At 47.3% G+C, this 17,403-nt stretch carries 16 protein-coding genes; 7 read left to right on the top strand and 9 right to left on the bottom strand.

Annotated elements, in window-relative coordinates; translation table 11 throughout:
• Window positions 1–78: 78 nt before the first annotated feature.
• Complete coding sequence (locus tag MKY66_RS02035) at window positions 79–657, bottom strand: TetR/AcrR family transcriptional regulator (protein ID WP_076216527.1); 579 nt, start codon at window positions 655–657, stop codon at window positions 79–81.
• 280 nt (window positions 658–937) lie between these two features.
• On the opposite strand from MKY66_RS02035, the gene MKY66_RS02030 reads away from it, so the two are divergent.
• Entirely contained in the window at window positions 938–2,152 is a 1,215-nt protein-coding gene (locus MKY66_RS02030; protein ID WP_076216529.1) for an MFS transporter, read from the top strand.
• A 112-nt stretch (window positions 2,153–2,264) separates the two neighbouring features.
• On the opposite strand, the gene MKY66_RS02025 is transcribed toward MKY66_RS02030, so the two are convergent.
• On the bottom strand, window positions 2,265–2,675 hold the full coding sequence (locus tag MKY66_RS02025) for a DUF2000 family protein (RefSeq protein WP_076216531.1): 411 nt from the start codon (window positions 2,673–2,675) through the stop codon (window positions 2,265–2,267).
• Entirely contained in the window at window positions 2,672–3,235 is a 564-nt protein-coding gene (locus MKY66_RS02020) for a hypothetical protein (RefSeq protein WP_076216533.1), read from the bottom strand. Before MKY66_RS02020 ends, MKY66_RS02025 begins: the two co-directional genes overlap by 4 nt.
• Window positions 3,236–3,452: 217 nt before the next feature.
• On the opposite strand from MKY66_RS02020, the gene MKY66_RS02015 reads away from it, so the two are divergent.
• Together MKY66_RS02015 and MKY66_RS02010 are read left to right on the top strand one after the other, a co-directional pair.
• The gene (locus MKY66_RS02015) at window positions 3,453–4,694 is read left to right on the top strand and encodes an ATP-grasp domain-containing protein (RefSeq protein ID WP_076216535.1); all 1,242 of its coding nucleotides are present in this window, start codon (window positions 3,453–3,455) and stop codon (window positions 4,692–4,694) included.
• A 66-nt stretch (window positions 4,695–4,760) separates the two neighbouring features.
• On the top strand, window positions 4,761–6,044 hold the full coding sequence (locus MKY66_RS02010) for an MFS transporter (RefSeq protein WP_076216537.1): 1,284 nt from the start codon (window positions 4,761–4,763) through the stop codon (window positions 6,042–6,044).
• A 45-nt stretch (window positions 6,045–6,089) separates the two neighbouring features.
• Here the strand turns inward: MKY66_RS02010 and MKY66_RS02005 are convergent, their stop codons facing one another.
• Entirely contained in the window at window positions 6,090–7,145 is a 1,056-nt protein-coding gene (locus MKY66_RS02005; protein WP_339806756.1) for an alkene reductase, read from the bottom strand.
• Between the two features lie 164 nt (window positions 7,146–7,309).
• On the opposite strand from MKY66_RS02005, the gene MKY66_RS02000 reads away from it, so the two are divergent.
• Window positions 7,310–8,173: a LysR family transcriptional regulator gene (locus MKY66_RS02000; RefSeq protein WP_076216541.1), complete on the top strand. Its 864-nt coding sequence runs from the start codon at window positions 7,310–7,312 to the stop codon at window positions 8,171–8,173.
• Between the two features lie 153 nt (window positions 8,174–8,326).
• Here MKY66_RS02000 and MKY66_RS01995 read toward each other — a convergent pair whose 3' ends face one another.
• The 4 genes from MKY66_RS01995 to MKY66_RS01980 all read right to left on the bottom strand — a co-directional run bounded on the left by MKY66_RS01995 (window position 8,327) and on the right by MKY66_RS01980 (window position 14,383).
• Entirely contained in the window at window positions 8,327–10,402 is a 2,076-nt protein-coding gene (locus tag MKY66_RS01995; protein WP_076216543.1) for a methyl-accepting chemotaxis protein, read from the bottom strand.
• Window positions 10,403–10,634: 232 nt separating this feature from the next.
• Window positions 10,635–11,741 (bottom strand): Glu/Leu/Phe/Val dehydrogenase, encoded by a 1,107-nt coding sequence (locus MKY66_RS01990; RefSeq protein ID WP_076216545.1) that lies wholly within the window; start codon window positions 11,739–11,741, stop codon window positions 10,635–10,637.
• A 287-nt stretch (window positions 11,742–12,028) separates the two neighbouring features.
• Window positions 12,029–12,658, bottom strand: a complete 630-nt coding sequence (gene cdaS / locus MKY66_RS01985; RefSeq protein ID WP_083657381.1) for a sporulation-specific diadenylate cyclase CdaS — start codon at window positions 12,656–12,658, stop codon at window positions 12,029–12,031.
• A 210-nt stretch (window positions 12,659–12,868) separates the two neighbouring features.
• Window positions 12,869–14,383, bottom strand: a complete 1,515-nt coding sequence (locus MKY66_RS01980) for a DUF6359 domain-containing protein (RefSeq protein WP_256704356.1) — start codon at window positions 14,381–14,383, stop codon at window positions 12,869–12,871.
• A gap of 389 nt (window positions 14,384–14,772) precedes the next feature.
• On the opposite strand from MKY66_RS01980, the gene MKY66_RS01975 reads away from it, so the two are divergent.
• On the top strand, window positions 14,773–14,928 hold the full coding sequence (locus MKY66_RS01975; RefSeq protein ID WP_017691064.1) for a hypothetical protein: 156 nt from the start codon (window positions 14,773–14,775) through the stop codon (window positions 14,926–14,928).
• A gap of 124 nt (window positions 14,929–15,052) precedes the next feature.
• Window positions 15,053–15,610: a GNAT family protein gene (locus tag MKY66_RS01970; protein WP_076216551.1), complete on the top strand. Its 558-nt coding sequence runs from the start codon at window positions 15,053–15,055 to the stop codon at window positions 15,608–15,610.
• A gap of 114 nt (window positions 15,611–15,724) precedes the next feature.
• Here the strand turns inward: MKY66_RS01970 and MKY66_RS01965 are convergent, their stop codons facing one another.
• Window positions 15,725–16,501, bottom strand: coding sequence for a Crp/Fnr family transcriptional regulator (locus MKY66_RS01965; protein WP_256704353.1), 777 nt, complete (start codon window positions 16,499–16,501; stop codon window positions 15,725–15,727).
• Window positions 16,502–16,874: 373 nt separating this feature from the next.
• Between MKY66_RS01965 and MKY66_RS01960 the strand changes: the two genes are divergently transcribed.
• A complete protein-coding gene (locus tag MKY66_RS01960) occupies window positions 16,875–17,306 on the top strand; it encodes a GAF domain-containing protein (protein WP_076216553.1) in 432 nt (143 codons plus the stop codon).
• The last annotated feature ends 97 nt before the right edge of the window (window positions 17,307–17,403 follow it).

The raw sequence follows: 17,403 nt of genomic DNA, 5'->3' as shown, positions 1-17,403 counted from the left end.
ATGTGCTCCTTCCAGGGTGATTCCTACGAATCGCCCTCTTCTCTCTTCCTCCCACTTGTATCGCGACTATCCCTATATCTACTTGGACTGAATGCCTTCCAACAATGAACGGAGCATCACATCTACAAACGCATCATCCATCGCTTCCCCCGTCACTAACATACGATAGAACACCGGCCCATAGATCAGATCAATGTATAATCCAATGTCCACCCCTTCCTTCAATTCGCCGCGCTCCACGCCCTTCTCCAGAATCCCCCGAGCTTCACGCCGACGTGGTTGGATGTACCTTGTACGGTATTCTTCGGCAAGCCCTGCATCCGACTGCCCTTCCCCAATAATCTGTGTAATCACTTTTCCTTCCCGACTGGTCAAAAAACGAACCAGATTACTCGCATGTATGCGTATATCTTCCAATACCGAGCCTGTATCCGGTACAGGTAATCTTGCCGTTGCAGCAGACATATATCCGTCCATGATGACAGCGCCTTTATTCGGCCACCATTTGTAGATAGTGGCTTTGCTCACCTGTGCACGTTCAGCAATCTTCTCGATTGTAACTGCCCCGAATCCGTGCTCCAACAACAACTCATACGATGCTGTAAGAATGGCATTCTGGGTTTCCATGTTACGCGGACGTCCTCTTTTGGCAGTCATCTTGAACCCTCCTGGATGTATAAAATATATTTAATCATCAGTATTTTTCATAAAAACGATACGTTCATTATACTAAACTGCCATGAGTACACACAATTCCATCCTACGCTCACCTTTTCATCCTCATTAACTTTCTCATTAAAATATGTAGAGCCTATTTACAATACTATACGTTTAGTTTATTATATATTTGTAATTAGTGTACACGCCGTTTAGTAATTAACGTTTTTAATATTAGCTGTTTATTGTGAATACAAATTTATAACTGTGGAGGATGATTATGATGGATATGAGACAACAAGTGAAGAAGGCACCTGTACCCACCTGGATTATTTTTTTGCTGGCATCAGCTTGTGGATTGATCGTGGCAAACCTGTATTATGCTCAGACCGTTATCGGACCGATCAGCATCACAACGGGGCTGTCTTCTGCCGCTGCCGGATTAATTGTGACGTTAACACAGATTGGCTATGTCATTGGTTTGTTGTTCATCGTGCCACTCAGTGACATTACCGAGAATCGACGCCTGGTTGTTCTTTTCCTCATCGTACTGGTTGTTGCCCTGATTGCTGCAGCTTTCTTGCCCACCGCTGTTGTATTTCTGACTGCCTCTCTATTCATTGGTATAGGTTCTGTTGTCGCTCAAATTCTGGTGCCCTATGCAACATATCTTACTTCCGAGGAACAACGCGGACGGGTTGTTGGCAATGTAATGAGTGGTCTGTTGCTGGGCATTATGCTGGCTCGTCCTGTCGCAAGCTTTATCACCAGCCTCTTCGGATGGCAGACGGTCTTTGTATTCTCCGCCATTGTCATAACACTTCTAATGCTGCTCCTATCACGTGCTCTTCCTGCTCGCCAGCCTGAACCCACCTTGAAATACGGGCAATTAATCGTGTCCTTGGGCACACTGTTCAGAACGATGCCGCTGCTGCGCCGCCGGGCGTTCTATCAGGCCAGTCTCTTTGGTGCTTTCAGCTTGTTCTGGACCACGGTTCCGCTCAGACTCGCTAACGATTTTGACATGTCACAGCAAGGCATTGCCTGGTTCGCACTGGCTGGTGTCGGAGGTGCTATTGCGGCTCCTATTGCCGGGAGACTGGCTGATCGCGGATTAACACGTATTCTGACAGGTGCTGCCATGGTGATCGCTGCTGCTTCGTTTGGTCTTGCTTATGTGTTCCAGAGCCACTCCACATTTGCATTGATCCTGCTTGTGATCGTGGCGATCACACTGGATATGGCTGTCTCGGGAAATCTGGTGCTGGGTCAACGCATCATCTATTCGTTAGGAAGTGAAGCGAGAGGACGTGTGAATGGCATATTCATGTCGATCTTTTTTGTCGGCGGTGCGATAGGTTCATCCCTTGGAAGCTGGTCTTATGCTAACGGAGGCTGGAGTCTCACAACGCTGATTGGCCTGATTATGCCGCTGCTCGCTTTGGTGTATTACTTAACCGAAAAGAAAGCTGCCGTTATCAGCAATCATCTATAAGTGCGTGTTCAAAAAGGGCGGTTTTCAGTACCTTGAACAATCTCTATAACGATTCTTTCATATGTAAAGAAGGGCAGAGTGATCTCTAAAGATCCGCTTCTGCCCTTTTCCCTTATTTCATGACACTGAATTTTTTGGTCGCTGCCCTAACTTGATCATCCTCGCCCCATACAATGACACCTACCACTTTGGTAGCTTCCAATTCCATCGAAGCAATCTCAACTGCATATTGTTCAAAGGCATTGTTGAGCGACTGGCCTGTCTGTGAAAAAACAACATGGCTCAGTCCCCCGCTGTCATCTGAGCAGAGTTTGGCCAGATTGATCAGTTGATTCTCCCCGGCCTTCAGAATGACAGTGCTGTGTCGGATGCCCGCATGCTGAACGCCGCTATGATCCAGCACAGGTTGATCAGAATATAACGCCGGCTCATTCAGGGCTGCTTGTCCCATTAACAGGGCAGCCACATTGGCGGCGGCGCCAGGTTCCAGATTTTTATCCAGTATAATAGCAATTCTCTTCATATGACTGCATTCACCCTCTGTGTATTTTGTGTAAAACATACCCATGGCATGTTGATTCCCTCGCGCAACACCTTGTAGGTCACAAGCCCGTAATGATCAGCGCATAGCTGATTCGTGAGCGCAATGGAATTCTCCGTGTTGTGCAGAACCTTTCTACAGGCTTCGGGGTTGGACGACACGGTGCTGTTCTCTCTATAGGTTGTATCAAGTTCAGATAACAAGTATGTGGTTGCTGGATGATGATAGATAATGTCGATCTGATCCGGACATACCGCATGGCAGCCGGATAGAACCAGCGCAGGAATTTTCTCCACAAAGCTCTCAGACACCGCTAGTTCAGAATCCATGATGAAGCTGTTGAGCTTGGGATACGCCCCGGGGACCAGCAGGCAGGAAATGATCCCTGATCTCAAGTCTTCCGCAGCCGCTTCAAATTCGGGGTATGGCTTGATTCGTTCCGAGTTGCCTAGCTTCTTCGCGATATGCATGCTGCAAGTCAGGAATCCTTCATCGTCTCCCAGCGTTCCCAGTATGGCATATTTCTCTTTAACGATCTCCATTTATTTCTATTTCCTCCTTTTTATTTCTAATCCGCTAAAGATCGTATACCAAAAAATCCCTATTGTCAATTAACACTTTAACGTAACACAAATATGTATTTCCGTTCATATTTCCCGCCAAAAAGTGTATTGAAAATGGAAAATGTTGAGTTATAATGTTATGAAATGAATTTTTACTATTTTTAGCATTTTACTGAAAGGGGATTTACAAGAGCGTATGAAAACGATTGTATACATATCTGATTTCAGGCTACCTACTGGATTAAACTTCGTTAAACCTTTGCAGAAATTGGCGGATCACAAGAAAATTCTGATTATTGAACGGTACAATCTGCATCATGCCGAGCGGCTTCAGAATTTCTTCGACGAGATTAGATATGTTGATCATCTGGAGTCCGTAGATGCCATACGCGAGCATATGGTGCAGATCCGAGAATCCCATTCCATCTCTGCTTTGTTAACGCCGGGTGAGAATGCGATTGAGATCGGTGGTCAGCTCCGTTCCGAGTTCGGGATCCCCGGTATGCAGCGCAATCAGGCTGAGGCTGTTCGCAACAAATGGATCATGAAACAAATGCTGCATCAACGCGGAATTCGTACATCCGAAATTGCCATTGCTCTCCATGAACAGGACTATATTCGTTTCACTGCTGTACACGGCTTCCCGATTATTGTGAAGCCACTCAGCGGATATGGAAGTATCAATACGTTCAAATTGTCCAGCATGGAGGAACTGGTACATTATCTTCACCATACAAGACAAGCACAGCAAAGGGATTTGCTGGAGGAATTCATCCACGGTACGGAGTTTCATTGTGATTCCATTGTGTCCAAGGGCAAAGTTGTATTTGCATCTGTTTCCCAATACCTGTATAACTGCCTGGATATTGCGACGAAGCAGAAACCTCCGGCCAGTATTACGTTCCCTGAAGGCACGGAAGCTGATTTTATCCATCACATCAAAGAACTCAATGAACAGGTCATTGCTGCCTTGGGTATCAATCATTCCGTAACACATGCCGAACTTTTTCTGACTCCGGAAGGAGAAGTGGTGTTTGGAGAAATTGGTGCAAGAATCGGGGGATCACATGTTATGCCTCCTTGTATCAAGAACACCCATGGCGTTGATTTCTTCGAAGCCGTCACTGATCTAGAAGTTGGAATATATGAATTTAAGCAACAGGAGACGCGCCATAAATTCACAGGCATGATCTGCTTCCCTTCACACGCAGGGGTAATTCAACACATATCCGGGATAGAGGATTATGCCGATATCCCTGGCATCATTGAGTTCAATGTATCCTATCAAGTCGGGCAGCGCGCCGGGGACGTCAACGATACCATGACCCGATCAGGCTATGCTATCGTTGAGGGTGATTCGTTCGAGGAATTGCGTCAAACCCTGCTGGATATGTACGATCGTTTCAAGATTGAAGTGACGATTGCTGAAACCGTATAAGATGTACGGATCATCCTCACTGTTTTTGGTCTGGAGTGACGGTTATCTTGGGGAGGGCTGGAATTATTGTCGTTATTCAAAACCTACGCGGGTCTGAGCCGCGATATCTATTATCTCTGTTTAGCCAGAACGATTAACAGCACGGGAGATTTTGTATTTTCCCTAATTACCTTGGTGCTTACGTTGCAGATGGGCATGAATGTGGTCAGTGCAGGGATCTTTGTGTCCATGGCAGCCCTGATTAGCGGACCCGGTGTACTTCTCGGCGGCTATTTAAGCGATCTTATGGGCAAAAAAACGATTATTGTCATCGGACAACTGTTGTCTGCCATCCTGATTATAAGCTGCTCTTTTTGGTCAGGCACCATTACCGTTGGTTATCTTCTGATTGCAGTCATGTTTTTCATCAGCATTACCCGGCCTGCTTATAATGCACTGATTATTCAACTGTGCACGGAGGAGAAAGAGCGAAAGTCCGCCTTTTCCCTCATGTATCTGGGGGCCAATCTGGGTATAGCCATCGGACCACTGATCGCTGGTTTTTTCATCAAGGATCATGTCAACATTGTCTTTATAAGTATCGGTACCGTGTTTCTGATATCTACCTTTATCATCATCAACCAGGTTAAGATCGGCACGCGCAAGGAATTGGCATCAACAAACAGCGAACATGCTGGACAACAAGAACAACAACGATCGAGCCAACCGCCTTCGCCGTTATTCAGACTACTGCTGAAAAACCCACTCGTTGCCTTTTTCATCGTTGTGTCATTTCTTAACTATTTTATCTATATGCAATACTCATTTAGCCTCCCACTCCAGATGAATCACTCGTTTGGCGAGAACGGGGCAGCCTATTACGGCTCTGTCATGACTATCAATGCCATTAGCGTCATTATTCTTACCACCGTGATCCTGTCCGCTACACGCAAATTAACTGCCCTAAACTCCATAGCTACAGGCGCACTCTTCTATGGAATTGGATTTGGAGCCTTGAACCTGCTCGGAACCTTCCCCCATTTTTCCATCGTCGCCTTATCCACGGTGCTGTGGACCATTGGAGAGATTCTCGTGCAGACCAATATCAACCTGTATATTGCTTCGCGTGTACCCGATACACATCAGGGGCGGTTTAATGGCTTGCTGTTATTCGTAGGTTGCCTGGGTTATACACTTAGCCCATATTTGACAGGCATTTTCATCAAAAGCATGGACATGGAAAGTGTATGGATCATTATTCTGGCTGTCAGTCTGTTCTATGCGTTGTCTATGATCATTCTCTGGTATATCGAAAAAAGCTCAACAAGAGGAAACGAAATGAAACCACTGGATCACTCCAAAAGTATCTGAAACTCAGGGCAGGGCAGCCTATTCTGCCCTTTTTTCACTTTATTTTCACACCAACACGGGCAGATGCGTAGCAGCATCATACTCAATCAATTGCTGACCCGTATGCAATCTCTGTACCAGATCTGGATTGGCGATAAACGGTCTCCCGAACGCAGCCAGATCTATGCTTCCCTTACCAATCGCCAGCTCCGCGGTCTGAACATCCAAATCCCCCACACCAATGATGATTCCATCCCACCGACTTCGAATCCGCTCGTGAAAGGTCTGCTCCCCTTCCCATGCTTTCACATAATGGTCTGTTGAGGGATGCAAGATCGTAATTCCCGTCTCGCGGAACAAGTTCAGATATGCATCGATCATTCCAGCTTTGTCTGCCCAAGCATAGGATGCATTATCATCCTTTTTCTCAGAGAATCGTACCGATATGCGATCCACAGGGATCTCTTTTTTCACAGCCACAATAATATCCCGCAGGAACCGCAATCTACCCTCAGTATCTCCTCCGTATTCATCTGTTCTGTGGTTAGTCTTCTCATTAATAAACTGGTCGATCAGATACCCATGCGCAGCATGCAGCTCGATCCCGTCGAACCCTGCCAGAACCGCATTGCGGGCGGCCGTCTGAAAATGCTGAATGGTATCCGCTATATCCTGTGCACTCATCGCTTGGGGAACCTGATACGGCTTATGCAGCTTATGCACTCGTCCCTCTGCCGCAAGGCTGGAAGGTGCCAATGGAGCAGTTCCGATCAGATCGGAGTGGGACAACCTGCCGACATGCCACAGCTGAGCAATAATGGTGCCGCCATGTCTGTGAACAGCATCTGTGACCCTTTTCCAAGAAGCCGTCTGTTCATCTGTATATAAGCCGGGGATGCCATACGTGCCTTTGCCTGCCAAATTCGGAATAATGCCTTCGGTGATGATCAGTCCCACGCCATCCCGCGCACGCTGCTCATAATATGCCACCATCTCATCCGTCACGGTCCCATCCTGATCATCAGCAAATCCCCGGGTCAACGGTGCCATCACAATTCGGTTCCTTAATTGCCACTGATGAATCGTTACCGGGCTTAATAATGTTGTTGAACGTGTATTCATGTTATCCATGTCATATCCCTACTCTCTTTGTCATTAAGGATATTGTACGGCGGCTCCGATATATCGTAAAATGATTGAAATATATAGTTGTATCTCTCAGAGAGATACCTAACATCACCATCTGCCGAATTAATTGAAGGTAATCCACGTTCAGGAGGATACAAATGGAGCTTTCCGATATCGATATTGTTCTCGCGGTGGCACGTTCAGGCAAAATCTCACAGGCCGCCAAAGAACTGAATTACGCGCAATCCAATGTCACTACGCGCATCAAAAAACTGGAGCAGGAATATCAAATCCAGTTGTTCAACCGATTTCCCAAAGGTGTTGTACTGACCTCCAAAGGAGAACAGTTCGTCCAGTACGCCACACAGATTCACAACCTTTTGCACGATCTGAAGCAGGATATGACCGATCCCGGTGAGCCTTCCGGCACGCTGAAAATCGGCATTGTGGAAACGGCGGCATCCAGCCGCTTTATGGAGATTCTGAATGAATATCAGATAACCTACCCGAAGGTGTCCATCTCACTCGTCAACGCCACTTCACCCAAAGTACTGCGCAAGAAAATACAGGACGATGAGATTGATGGCGCTTTTATCAGCGGGGCTTGTGTGAAGGAGGGTCTGAAGGTGGAATATGAGATGCAGGACACGGTTCATATCATCTCCAAGAAGATGGATACATCACCTGAAAGTCTGTGCCAAGTATCATGGGTTGTTTTCCCCGAGGGCTGCCCTTATCGTGAAATGACCGAAGAATTTTTGCAGGAAGAGGGGCTGTCCGCTCGTAATATCATCGAAGTGAGTACGATGGAAAACCTACTTAGCTGTGTGGAGTCTGGAATTGCTTTTACCATTATGCCGTGCAACGTTATTCACAAGAAACCGGATGGTTTCTCCGTATTTGATCTGGCAGATCGTTTTACCCATACCACGACTACCTTTGTCCGCGGTGAGGATCGGTATGTCAGCAGTGCGCTGGATCAATTCATGAAGCTGCTGAATCAGAAGTGCATTACGTTTTGATATAGGTAACTCAGTCCCCCTCTTTCAACCGCTGATCTTCTTGATTACTAAATGGACTAGAGCACATTGATCGAGATCATAAAAAACAAAGCAAAAGGCACTCATACAGAGTGCCTTTTGCCTTCCTTCCCTCTATACCTATTCAACTAACGCTTACTCCACCTTGAATCGCGCAGCCGATTCGGCCAGTTTTTGCGTCAATTGATCGATCGTATCGACCATGTTGGCCAACTGCTGTACTGTCGAAGATTGCTCCATCATGGTTGCCGTTACCTCTTCAACCGAAGCAGATACCTGCTCCCCTGAAGCGGACAAACTGTGGGCTGACTCCAGTACGTCATCCTTGTTCTGCAACATCTCTTGCATCTGTCCTGCCATCGTGGCGATTTGTTGATTGATTACCGTTACTTTCTCCAGAATCATATCGAACGCCTGACGAGTCTGCAAGACAAGCTCATCCTGTCTGGACGAGATGGTGTGAATTTCCGCAACACTTTGGTTGTTCTCGGCTACATCGGCCAGATTCTGTTCGATGATGCTGGAGATTTCCTTGGACTGGCGGGAACTCTGCTCTGCCAGATTGCGAATTTCTTCGGCTACAACTGAAAATCCTCTGCCATGTTCTCCAGCCCGGGATGCTTCGATGGAAGCATTCAATGCAAGCAGATTGGTCTGCTTGGCGATCTGGCTGATGGCTTCCGTGATCTGACTAATACTGCCCGAACTCGTTTGAAGTTTGACCGTAATCTCCGAGATTTTCTCTACTTCCCGTTCGTTCACCTCATTAATACGCATCAGTTCATTCACGACTTCATTCCCGTTGTGGAATACAGTCTCGATCTCATCCGCTCTTGCCTTGACATCCTGTGCACTGCTGTTCATGGCAGCCACTTTATCGCCAAAGCTGTTGAATTTGCCTGCAATCTGCTCGGTATCTTCCGATTGGGCCTCCATCGCCTTCGCGATGCCCATGGACGTCGCCGACGTCTCATCAATGGATCTTGCCGTCTGTCTGGATGTCTCCTCCAATTCTTGAGTGCTAGCTTGAAGAACATGGATCGAACTATTCATATCGGTAATCAGGTTTCTGTTCTGCTCCACCATGCCATTGAAGCTCTCCGCCAGATCCTTGAATTCACTGTTATATCTACCATTGGCCTTGACGGTCAGATTCCCTTGAGCAAGCTGTTGGAACAGCCCGATCAGACGAACAATAGGTCTCGTAATACTACGAGAGATCAATAGTCCTACGCCAATAGCCAGAGCAATTCCGATCAATGTCACGATAACCATCTGGCGCTGCATATCCTCTAATGGACGTTTGATATCATCATAATCGTCAATAATGACCACGGAGAGATCTGCATCAGGAATCTGATTAACGCGATAATAGATGTTATCTCGATCCATCGAAGTAATTTTCACTTTGTCAGTGGCTCTAGCCTCGATGATTCCCATCGCTTCCTTGTCCGCTTCCAGCGTTTGTCCCACAATGGAAGGGTCCAATGAATCATACATGATGATACCGCTCCGGCTCAGCACTTCAACTCTGCCTTGGGCATTGATTTTAATGTCTCCCAGTTGCCCCAGGAAAAAGCTGCTGTCCACCGACATGGCGAACACACCCAGTATATTCCCCTGTACATCGGTGATAGGCTCCGAGAATACAATAATGAGCTTCTTGCCAGTCTTAGAGACAACCGCGTCACTGATAAAGGATTTCCCCTGTATGGACTCCTTAAAATATTCCCGATCTCCCCGTGACTGCCCAATGACTTCTGGCATGGTTCCCGCCACCATCGTTCCTTCCTTGTCAAACACGAACAAGTCCGGCTTGGTGCCTACCGTGTCGGATATACTGTCGGTGAGAATCGTATTTGCTCTGTTGAAATATGGATTCTCATCCGTAAAAAAAGTTTCGTCTGTCATTTCGTTTGTATCACGCAACTGCAAGAGTTCTTTGAACGTGTTATGTACAGATATCGCGTGACTCATCTGTTGCTGAAGCTGCATCGCTGTCCAAAGCCCTTCCCCAAGGCGGTCAGCCATCACATTCATTTCATCCTTGCTTTTCTTGACCACAACATCAGATGAAATCATATAACTTGTGGCCGTTGCACCGAGCAGAACCAAAACAACCAGTACACTGATCATGATTGGCAGCTTGATCTTAAGTGACATATTTTTGATCTTATACCCTATCCCTTGCTTTTCCCCCGTTTTTCCCATTCCCACTTCTCCCCGCTTCCCTGAACCATCTCCATCTAAACGATGTAAATACATTATCGGAAAAATCCATAGTGAAATTGATCGTTTAGGCAGATATTGCCACTGTTTTCTTTTTTTCGAAATTCTGATAGCAACATAAAAAAATGGCCTGTCAGATCGACTATCCATCTTTGAAATGGATGTTGCCGTTACCTAACAGACCGTTTTAAATTTGGTAATGGTTCTATTACGATTACTTGCGCAATCTCCGGGAACTCAATGCGTGATGACCATTCTGCAAGAATGTACTGCGCGTATTCTTCATCTGTTCAATCCGTCGCTCAGCCAGACGATCTGCGGCAACATAGGTAGCGATGCCCTCGGTACGTGAGCTTTCGAATATTTTCTCCAGAGTGGAATAGATCTCTCCGATCTTGCTCCACGCCCGATCCGCGTTGTAACCGTTCAACTCATCCGCAATGTTAATTACGCCACCTGCATTGATAACATAGTCAGGCGCATATACGATGCCCATATCATACAGCTGATCCCCATGACGTGTCTCCAGCAGCTGATTATTGGCACATCCCGCTACGACCTTCGCCTTGAGCGTTTTGAGTGTATCGTCATTAATCGTGCCGCCCAGTGCACATGGTGCATAGATATCACACTCCACACCAGTGATGTCTGCGGGATCAACAGCTGTCGCGCCGAAGCGGTCCACAGCCTGTTTCACCGAGTCCTTATGGATATCCGTAACGATCAGATGTGCACCTTCCTCATACAGATATTTGCACAGATGCATCGCCACATTGCCGACACCTTGGACCGCTATCGTTTTACCCTCCAGCAGATCGGTACCAAATGCTTCTTTGGCTGCTGCCTTGATCCCACGATATACACCCCAAGCCGTTGCAGGTGATGGATTACCGGATGAACCATAACTCGCCGAGATGCCTGTTACATAATCGGTTTCTTGATAGATCAGGTTCATATCCTCTTCCGTTGTTCCCACATCTTCGGCCGTGATGTAACGTCCGTTTAAGCCTTGAATGTATCGGCCAAAAGCCCGAAACATCGCTTCGTTTTTGTCGCGCCGCGGATCTCCGATGATAACGGTTTTGCCACCGCCCAGATTGAGGCCGGATACCGCATTCTTATATGTCATACCACGGGCAAGGCGCAGGGCATCTTCAATGGCTGCTTCTTCTGAAGCGTAAGTCCACATCCGCGTGCCTCCCAGCGCAGGGCCGAGTGTTGTGTCGTGTATGGCGATAATTGCTTTTAACCCTGAATTTCGATCCTGGCACAGAACCAGTTCCTCATAATCGTGATGCTCCATTGCTTCAAACCAACTCATGTGCTAACCGTCTCCTCCAACCATTTTTGCGATCCAATCGCATTGTTCTCTATTCATTGACCATCCTCTATTGTACCCATGAATACCCAGTTTGTGCAAAATCACATCGCAATGTCAGAGAAGCATCGATCGATGTTTCTCATATGACGGGAGCAAAGCTGTCGAATTTCAGAATATAATTTTATCGTCTATCCATAGAAAAACCTCTCTCCCTTACAGGAGAAAGGTACACTTCCCTCAACAGCCTCAACATAATCGCCCCAATTAGGCCACTTAATCCTTCTCATTTAAGGGAGCGTTTCAACCACATTGATTGGATGCAAATCGCCATCCACAGCAAATGAAGCCTGTCCCGTCTCTTCGGAGACAACCAGTACAACGGCGTCCGTCAATTCACTGAGTCCCAGCGCAGCCCGATGACGGGTGCCTATTTTTCGTTCATGCACTTCCGCTTGCGACAACGGCAGCACATTACCAGCGGATACAATCTGATTGCCACGAATCAACACAGCCCCGTCATGCAGAGGTGCACCGGGAATAAACAGCGATTCCAGCAACGCATGTGTCACTCGTGCATCCACAGTCACGCCTGAGTGAATGATCGACTCCAACGGTATCTCCCGTTCAATCACAATTAACGCCCCATATCTCCGGTCAGACAGATGCTGTACGCTCGATGTTAATTCAGCAAACTTCTCGGTAAAGGGTGACAGATAACAATCCAGATAAAACGAAGAGGCAAGCACCTCGATCTGCTTAATCTCCGCTCGAATCTCTGCAAATTGACCCAGCAGACAGGCACTGTCATTGTCAAATCGGGATAACGTCAGATTCATACGTTCTGCTACACGATGGAGGTCTGCCTTAAGCTTCTGCCTCATCGAGGAACTGTCACAGTCTGCTTGCCGAGTCATCATTCACCGCCTCCTCTGGTTGGGTTGAGCTTCACGCCGCATCATTAGTACCCATACCTTCCCCTCCGGAGCAGTTATTTATGCAATAGCAGGGCTGTAGGAGCTAATCATGGTCATGATGTAACTGGTAAAGCAAGAAAAAAAGGGCCTGTCCGCAAAACTCCACGGTCAGACCCTACTCGCATTATTTGATGTCCTGTCTATTTTACTTACTTATTGAGCTTTGCCATATGAACCTGTCTTAAATGTAGTCGGGTCATACCATTTGTACCCTGCCGCAGGTGCAGCCCACGGCTCAAGTTGCGGCTCGGTTGATGCAGCCGGAGCTTCGATAGGAAGCAGGCTTGTGGCCGTATCCAATGTCAGTCCTGGCACTTGTGCCAGACTGGTGTAGCTCTCTTTGACCGCGAGCCATTTCACGGTATTCACGAGGAACGTTGCATCATCCACTTCTTTGAATCCATCATAGGTCTTCTTGGTAGCACCAGTCTCTTCACGCAAATATTTCGGAGTCGCATCTTCCACAGGTGAAGAGTCGCCGATAAATGCGGCTTTGCCTGCACCAACCTTTGCAATGGCAGCATAGGCTCCTTCAGCTCGTCCACCACCATTATATACGCCCTGATCCACGGCATTGCCCCACTTGGACACACCACTTGGTACATACACCAATCCTTTGGCCTTGTTCGGGTCTATAATCGCAACGGTCGATCCTGCATGCATGGCTACAGAATTAACACCAGCCGTAATGCCGAAGGATTGTGCAGGTGCAACAATATCCGATGCATTTACATCTCCAAGGGCATTGTAGCGGAAACGGACACCAAAGTTCGTCGCGAGCCAGTCTGAACTCGTCACACTCTGCATCGCTGGTGATTCGGCTTCAGCTGAGGACATGCCTTTGGCCGGATTCAGGAAGGCACCGCGGCGATAGCCGTTAAATACTTCGGAAGAATCCCAGCGGTTTTTGTTGCGGTCTGCATTATAGTGGTCGGAGATGAAGAAGATACTTCCTCCGTTCTGCACGTACTGCACCAGCGCAGCCTGCTCAGTCGCTTTGAACGGCACGTTGGCTTCGCCGATGACAAAGACGTGGTAATCTTTCAATTTATTATAGGTGATGGCTTGCTCACCAAATGTATAGGGGATGCTGCGTTCCAGCTGATCCACGGCAAAGCCTGCGTTTCGCAAACCATTGGCAAAATCCGAAAATGCCCCGTCAATAATCCAGTCGGCAGCACCTGCTGTCTGGGCGTGGGTATTATCAAATAATACTTTCTTGCCGGTACCGTCCGGTAGTGTTGTACCCGGGTTCGGTTCTGGATCAGGATTGGTTGTTCCGGAGGAAAGTGTGATGGACGTTGGGTTTTTGACTCCTGCATAGCTGTTGTAGGCACCGAGGGTTCCGGTTACGATAATCTTTTTGCCTACAAGACTGGGATTGGACGCCAATCCATATTGCGAACGGAAAGATGAGGAAATCTGTACATCCAATAATCTGGCGTTGGTTCGCTCTGACGCTGAATCTGCAATCAGAACATTAAAATCATTGGCATACGGAGATGTAAACTTCGCGGTAAGTGACCCGGTAGCATGTCCAACAATGATTCCTTCAACCGTTGCTGTTCCTCCACCGCTCTGGGCAGCGATGGCCTGAGATACCGTAAGTGGTGCTGCAGCTTGTACCGGACTTTGCGAACCCGGCCCCAGCAGTGCGGTTGCCATCATGATAAAGACCAGGAATGCCCCGATCCAGTGCTGCCATAACGCCTTCTTCATATTCCCTTTCTCCTCCTCCAAATTACCTGATAATGGGTTATCCTCCTTTAATTTAATGGTTCATATGCTGAATTCCTCTTTCTTTTTGTAAAGTTTATGAAAAAGTTTAGAAGTTGAGTCTATTGGCCCATACTGATGATCATTAGAATTCCATTTTAATGAGCCTATTTTCAGAAAAAAGTTGAATTCGTTGCGGACTTGGGATTGCATTTTACCAGCGTTCATTGCATAATGAATATATAAACGTGATAATGATTATCATTATTGAACTTGTCTCTTTGTAACTTTCTACTGCATATGATTTTACGATTTTATAGATAAAGGGGAACGAACATCGAATGAATACAACTCTGCAAAAGGCTGATCTGCAGCTTGACGATTATTTGGATCTTCTGAACCTGGCAACCAACCTGGGTGATACGAGATGGCAAAAGGAAATTATCCGTAAGCTGGCTTATACTTATCCCGCAGTTCAATGTAAACAACCACAATAGCATTCACATACATCATAGATCTACATTATGGCTCATGACCGATTCATTCGTTGAATCTGTTATGGGCTTTTTTTGTTGTACAATGAACAGTAAAGTTATTCAAAACGTGAAGGAGTGAACAACGATGCAACTGGAGACTGACAGACTGATCATCCGGGAGATTCGGGAGACCGATTGGGAGAGGATTCATGCCTATACTTCCATACCGGAAGTTACACAGCATACAGCGTGGGGGCCGAATACCGAAGAAGATACACGAGCATACGTGCAGTTTGTGTTGGACATGCAGCAGACACAACCACGAGAAGGCTATGAACTGGCGATATGTTTGAAAAGTGATGGAAGACTCCTCGGCGGAGTAGGTATTCACGTGATGGAGAAAACCAATGCAGAGATCGGTTACGTCCTTAACCCCGCCTATCAAGGAAAAGGTTATGCCGCCGAAGCAACCAGTGCTCTACTAGGCTTTGGCTTCAACGAACTGGGCATTCACCGGATTTACGCCAAATGTCGTCCGCACAACACAGCTTCGGAGAACGTCATGAAGAAGATTGGCATGCAGCGAGAAGGGCTATTGCGCGAGCACTGGTTCTACAAAGGTTCCTTTCATGACTCTGTGATCTATTCGATTCTCGCCAGGGAATATGGCACGGCCAATGGAGACCCAATGCTACATATGTGATTTTCCGCATACATCAAAAAAGCTGACACCGATTATACGGATGCCAGCTCTTTTTATTATTCTCCGTAACGACCCCAATCGCTAATGGAGATATCCCCCCCGGAACAAGCTATGTTACAACCGGCACAGCTCTACCGGACAGCTCGGGAATGTAGGACATCCACACATACAACGCAGGGCTGCCAGGTCACGAATCATCAGTTTGCCGTCCATCATATCCAGCGTACCTTGTTCCTTCCATGCCCCCAGCATCCGCGTTACGCTCTCCCGGGTAGCTCCAATCATCTCGGCAAGATCGGTATGGTTCAGCTTCATGTCCAGCACAATACCATCCGGTGTAACCCTACCATACGAATTGCTGGCACGGATCAGTGTCGAAGCGAGCGCACCCGCCTTGCCATAGAGCAACAAATCACGGAATCTCGACTGGGTAATCCGCTGCGACAGCGCCATCCATTGCAAGAATTTCAGGGCAAGGTCGCCATGTTTGCTGAGTATACTTTCCAGATCGCTAAGCGAGATAATGGCCAGCTCCCCTTTTTCCGCCATCTCTGCACTGTAGCTATGATTCATTCCGCCGATGCCGCCGAATTCACCGATGAGATCGCCGCTTTGCTGAATGGATAAAATAATTTCCTTGCCATCCTCCGTCGACTTGGTCATTTTCACTCGTCCCGAACGAATGTAGTACAGATATCCGGCTTCATCGCCTTCGAGAAAGAGACTATACCCCGACTTTACCCGTTTGGGTTGCATTTTCGCTTCAATCAGGCCCCATTGCTCAGATGTAACGAACGAAAGGATTCCGCCTGTTTCTCGTGTCATTTTGCCCGCCTCCGTTTGTTTCTGCTCTGCTCTTTGGGTTGTTCTTTCTACAAATACTGTACCCATAACCTTCGTCCCCCTCGGTGATTCCTTATGTATCCATCATACCGCGAAAGTAGCTTCAGGGTTATCGGGGGATTACCTGATCATTGACAAGAAACTCCCTGAATTTGCTGTGAGAAAAGTCACATTTCACCGATATGCCTCATCCTTCGTATTTCTTCAATCCCTTGGTGTACCTGACTCAGGAGTCCTCCACTGCCCAAGTTCAGTAGATTACGGAACGGAAATAGGGGTTTTCCCTGAATTACAACGTACGTGAATGGGTCTACAATAGAATTAACATTGTAATACCCTTACTTTAAGATGATCCTGAAAGGTTAATGATAATAATTAAACGTTACGTACGTTATAATTTCGAAAAAGGAAGTGTCCTCTCATGCATGATGAACTGCCATCTGGCATTCAGGAGATGATCGACGGCCTGCGCCTGAACACATTCAGCGACTTCTGTGGACTTGCCTGTCTGAACGGTACGATGCTACGTTGGAAGTATACCTCTGGGGCTAGTAATGAACGGGTGAAACGCATGGAAATGCGCCCCGGACAAGATCTGGTAGGCACAGCCCTTCGGACCGGGCGTACAGCCCGATCTGGTGCACAATCCACCGGGGAGCACACCCCCGGTCGCTGCCCGTTAATGCTTGCTGAGCGGCTGGTAAGTGCCATAGCGGTACCTGTGTTCCAGGAAGGAAGCGTGCCTGGTGCCGTGCTGCTCGTTGGCAGCAGACTGCCTTGCACCTTCTCACCGGATATGATCCGGCAGACGGAGCAAATCGCTCTACATCTTCGGCCGAAGGTGTTTGGATAAAAGTTTGAACTAGCGTGAGAGAAGCTATTCGGAGATTAAAGCTCTGAATGGCTTCTTTTTTTGTTATGATATAGATAGAACTAAGGAAGCGGACAGG

It is taken from the genome of Paenibacillus sp. FSL R5-0766 (genome assembly GCF_037971845.1).
GTDB lineage: Bacteria > Bacillota > Bacilli > Paenibacillales > Paenibacillaceae > Paenibacillus.
The sequence above is the reverse complement of the archived record's forward strand: the minus strand, read 5'-3'. Positions and strand labels throughout refer to the sequence as shown.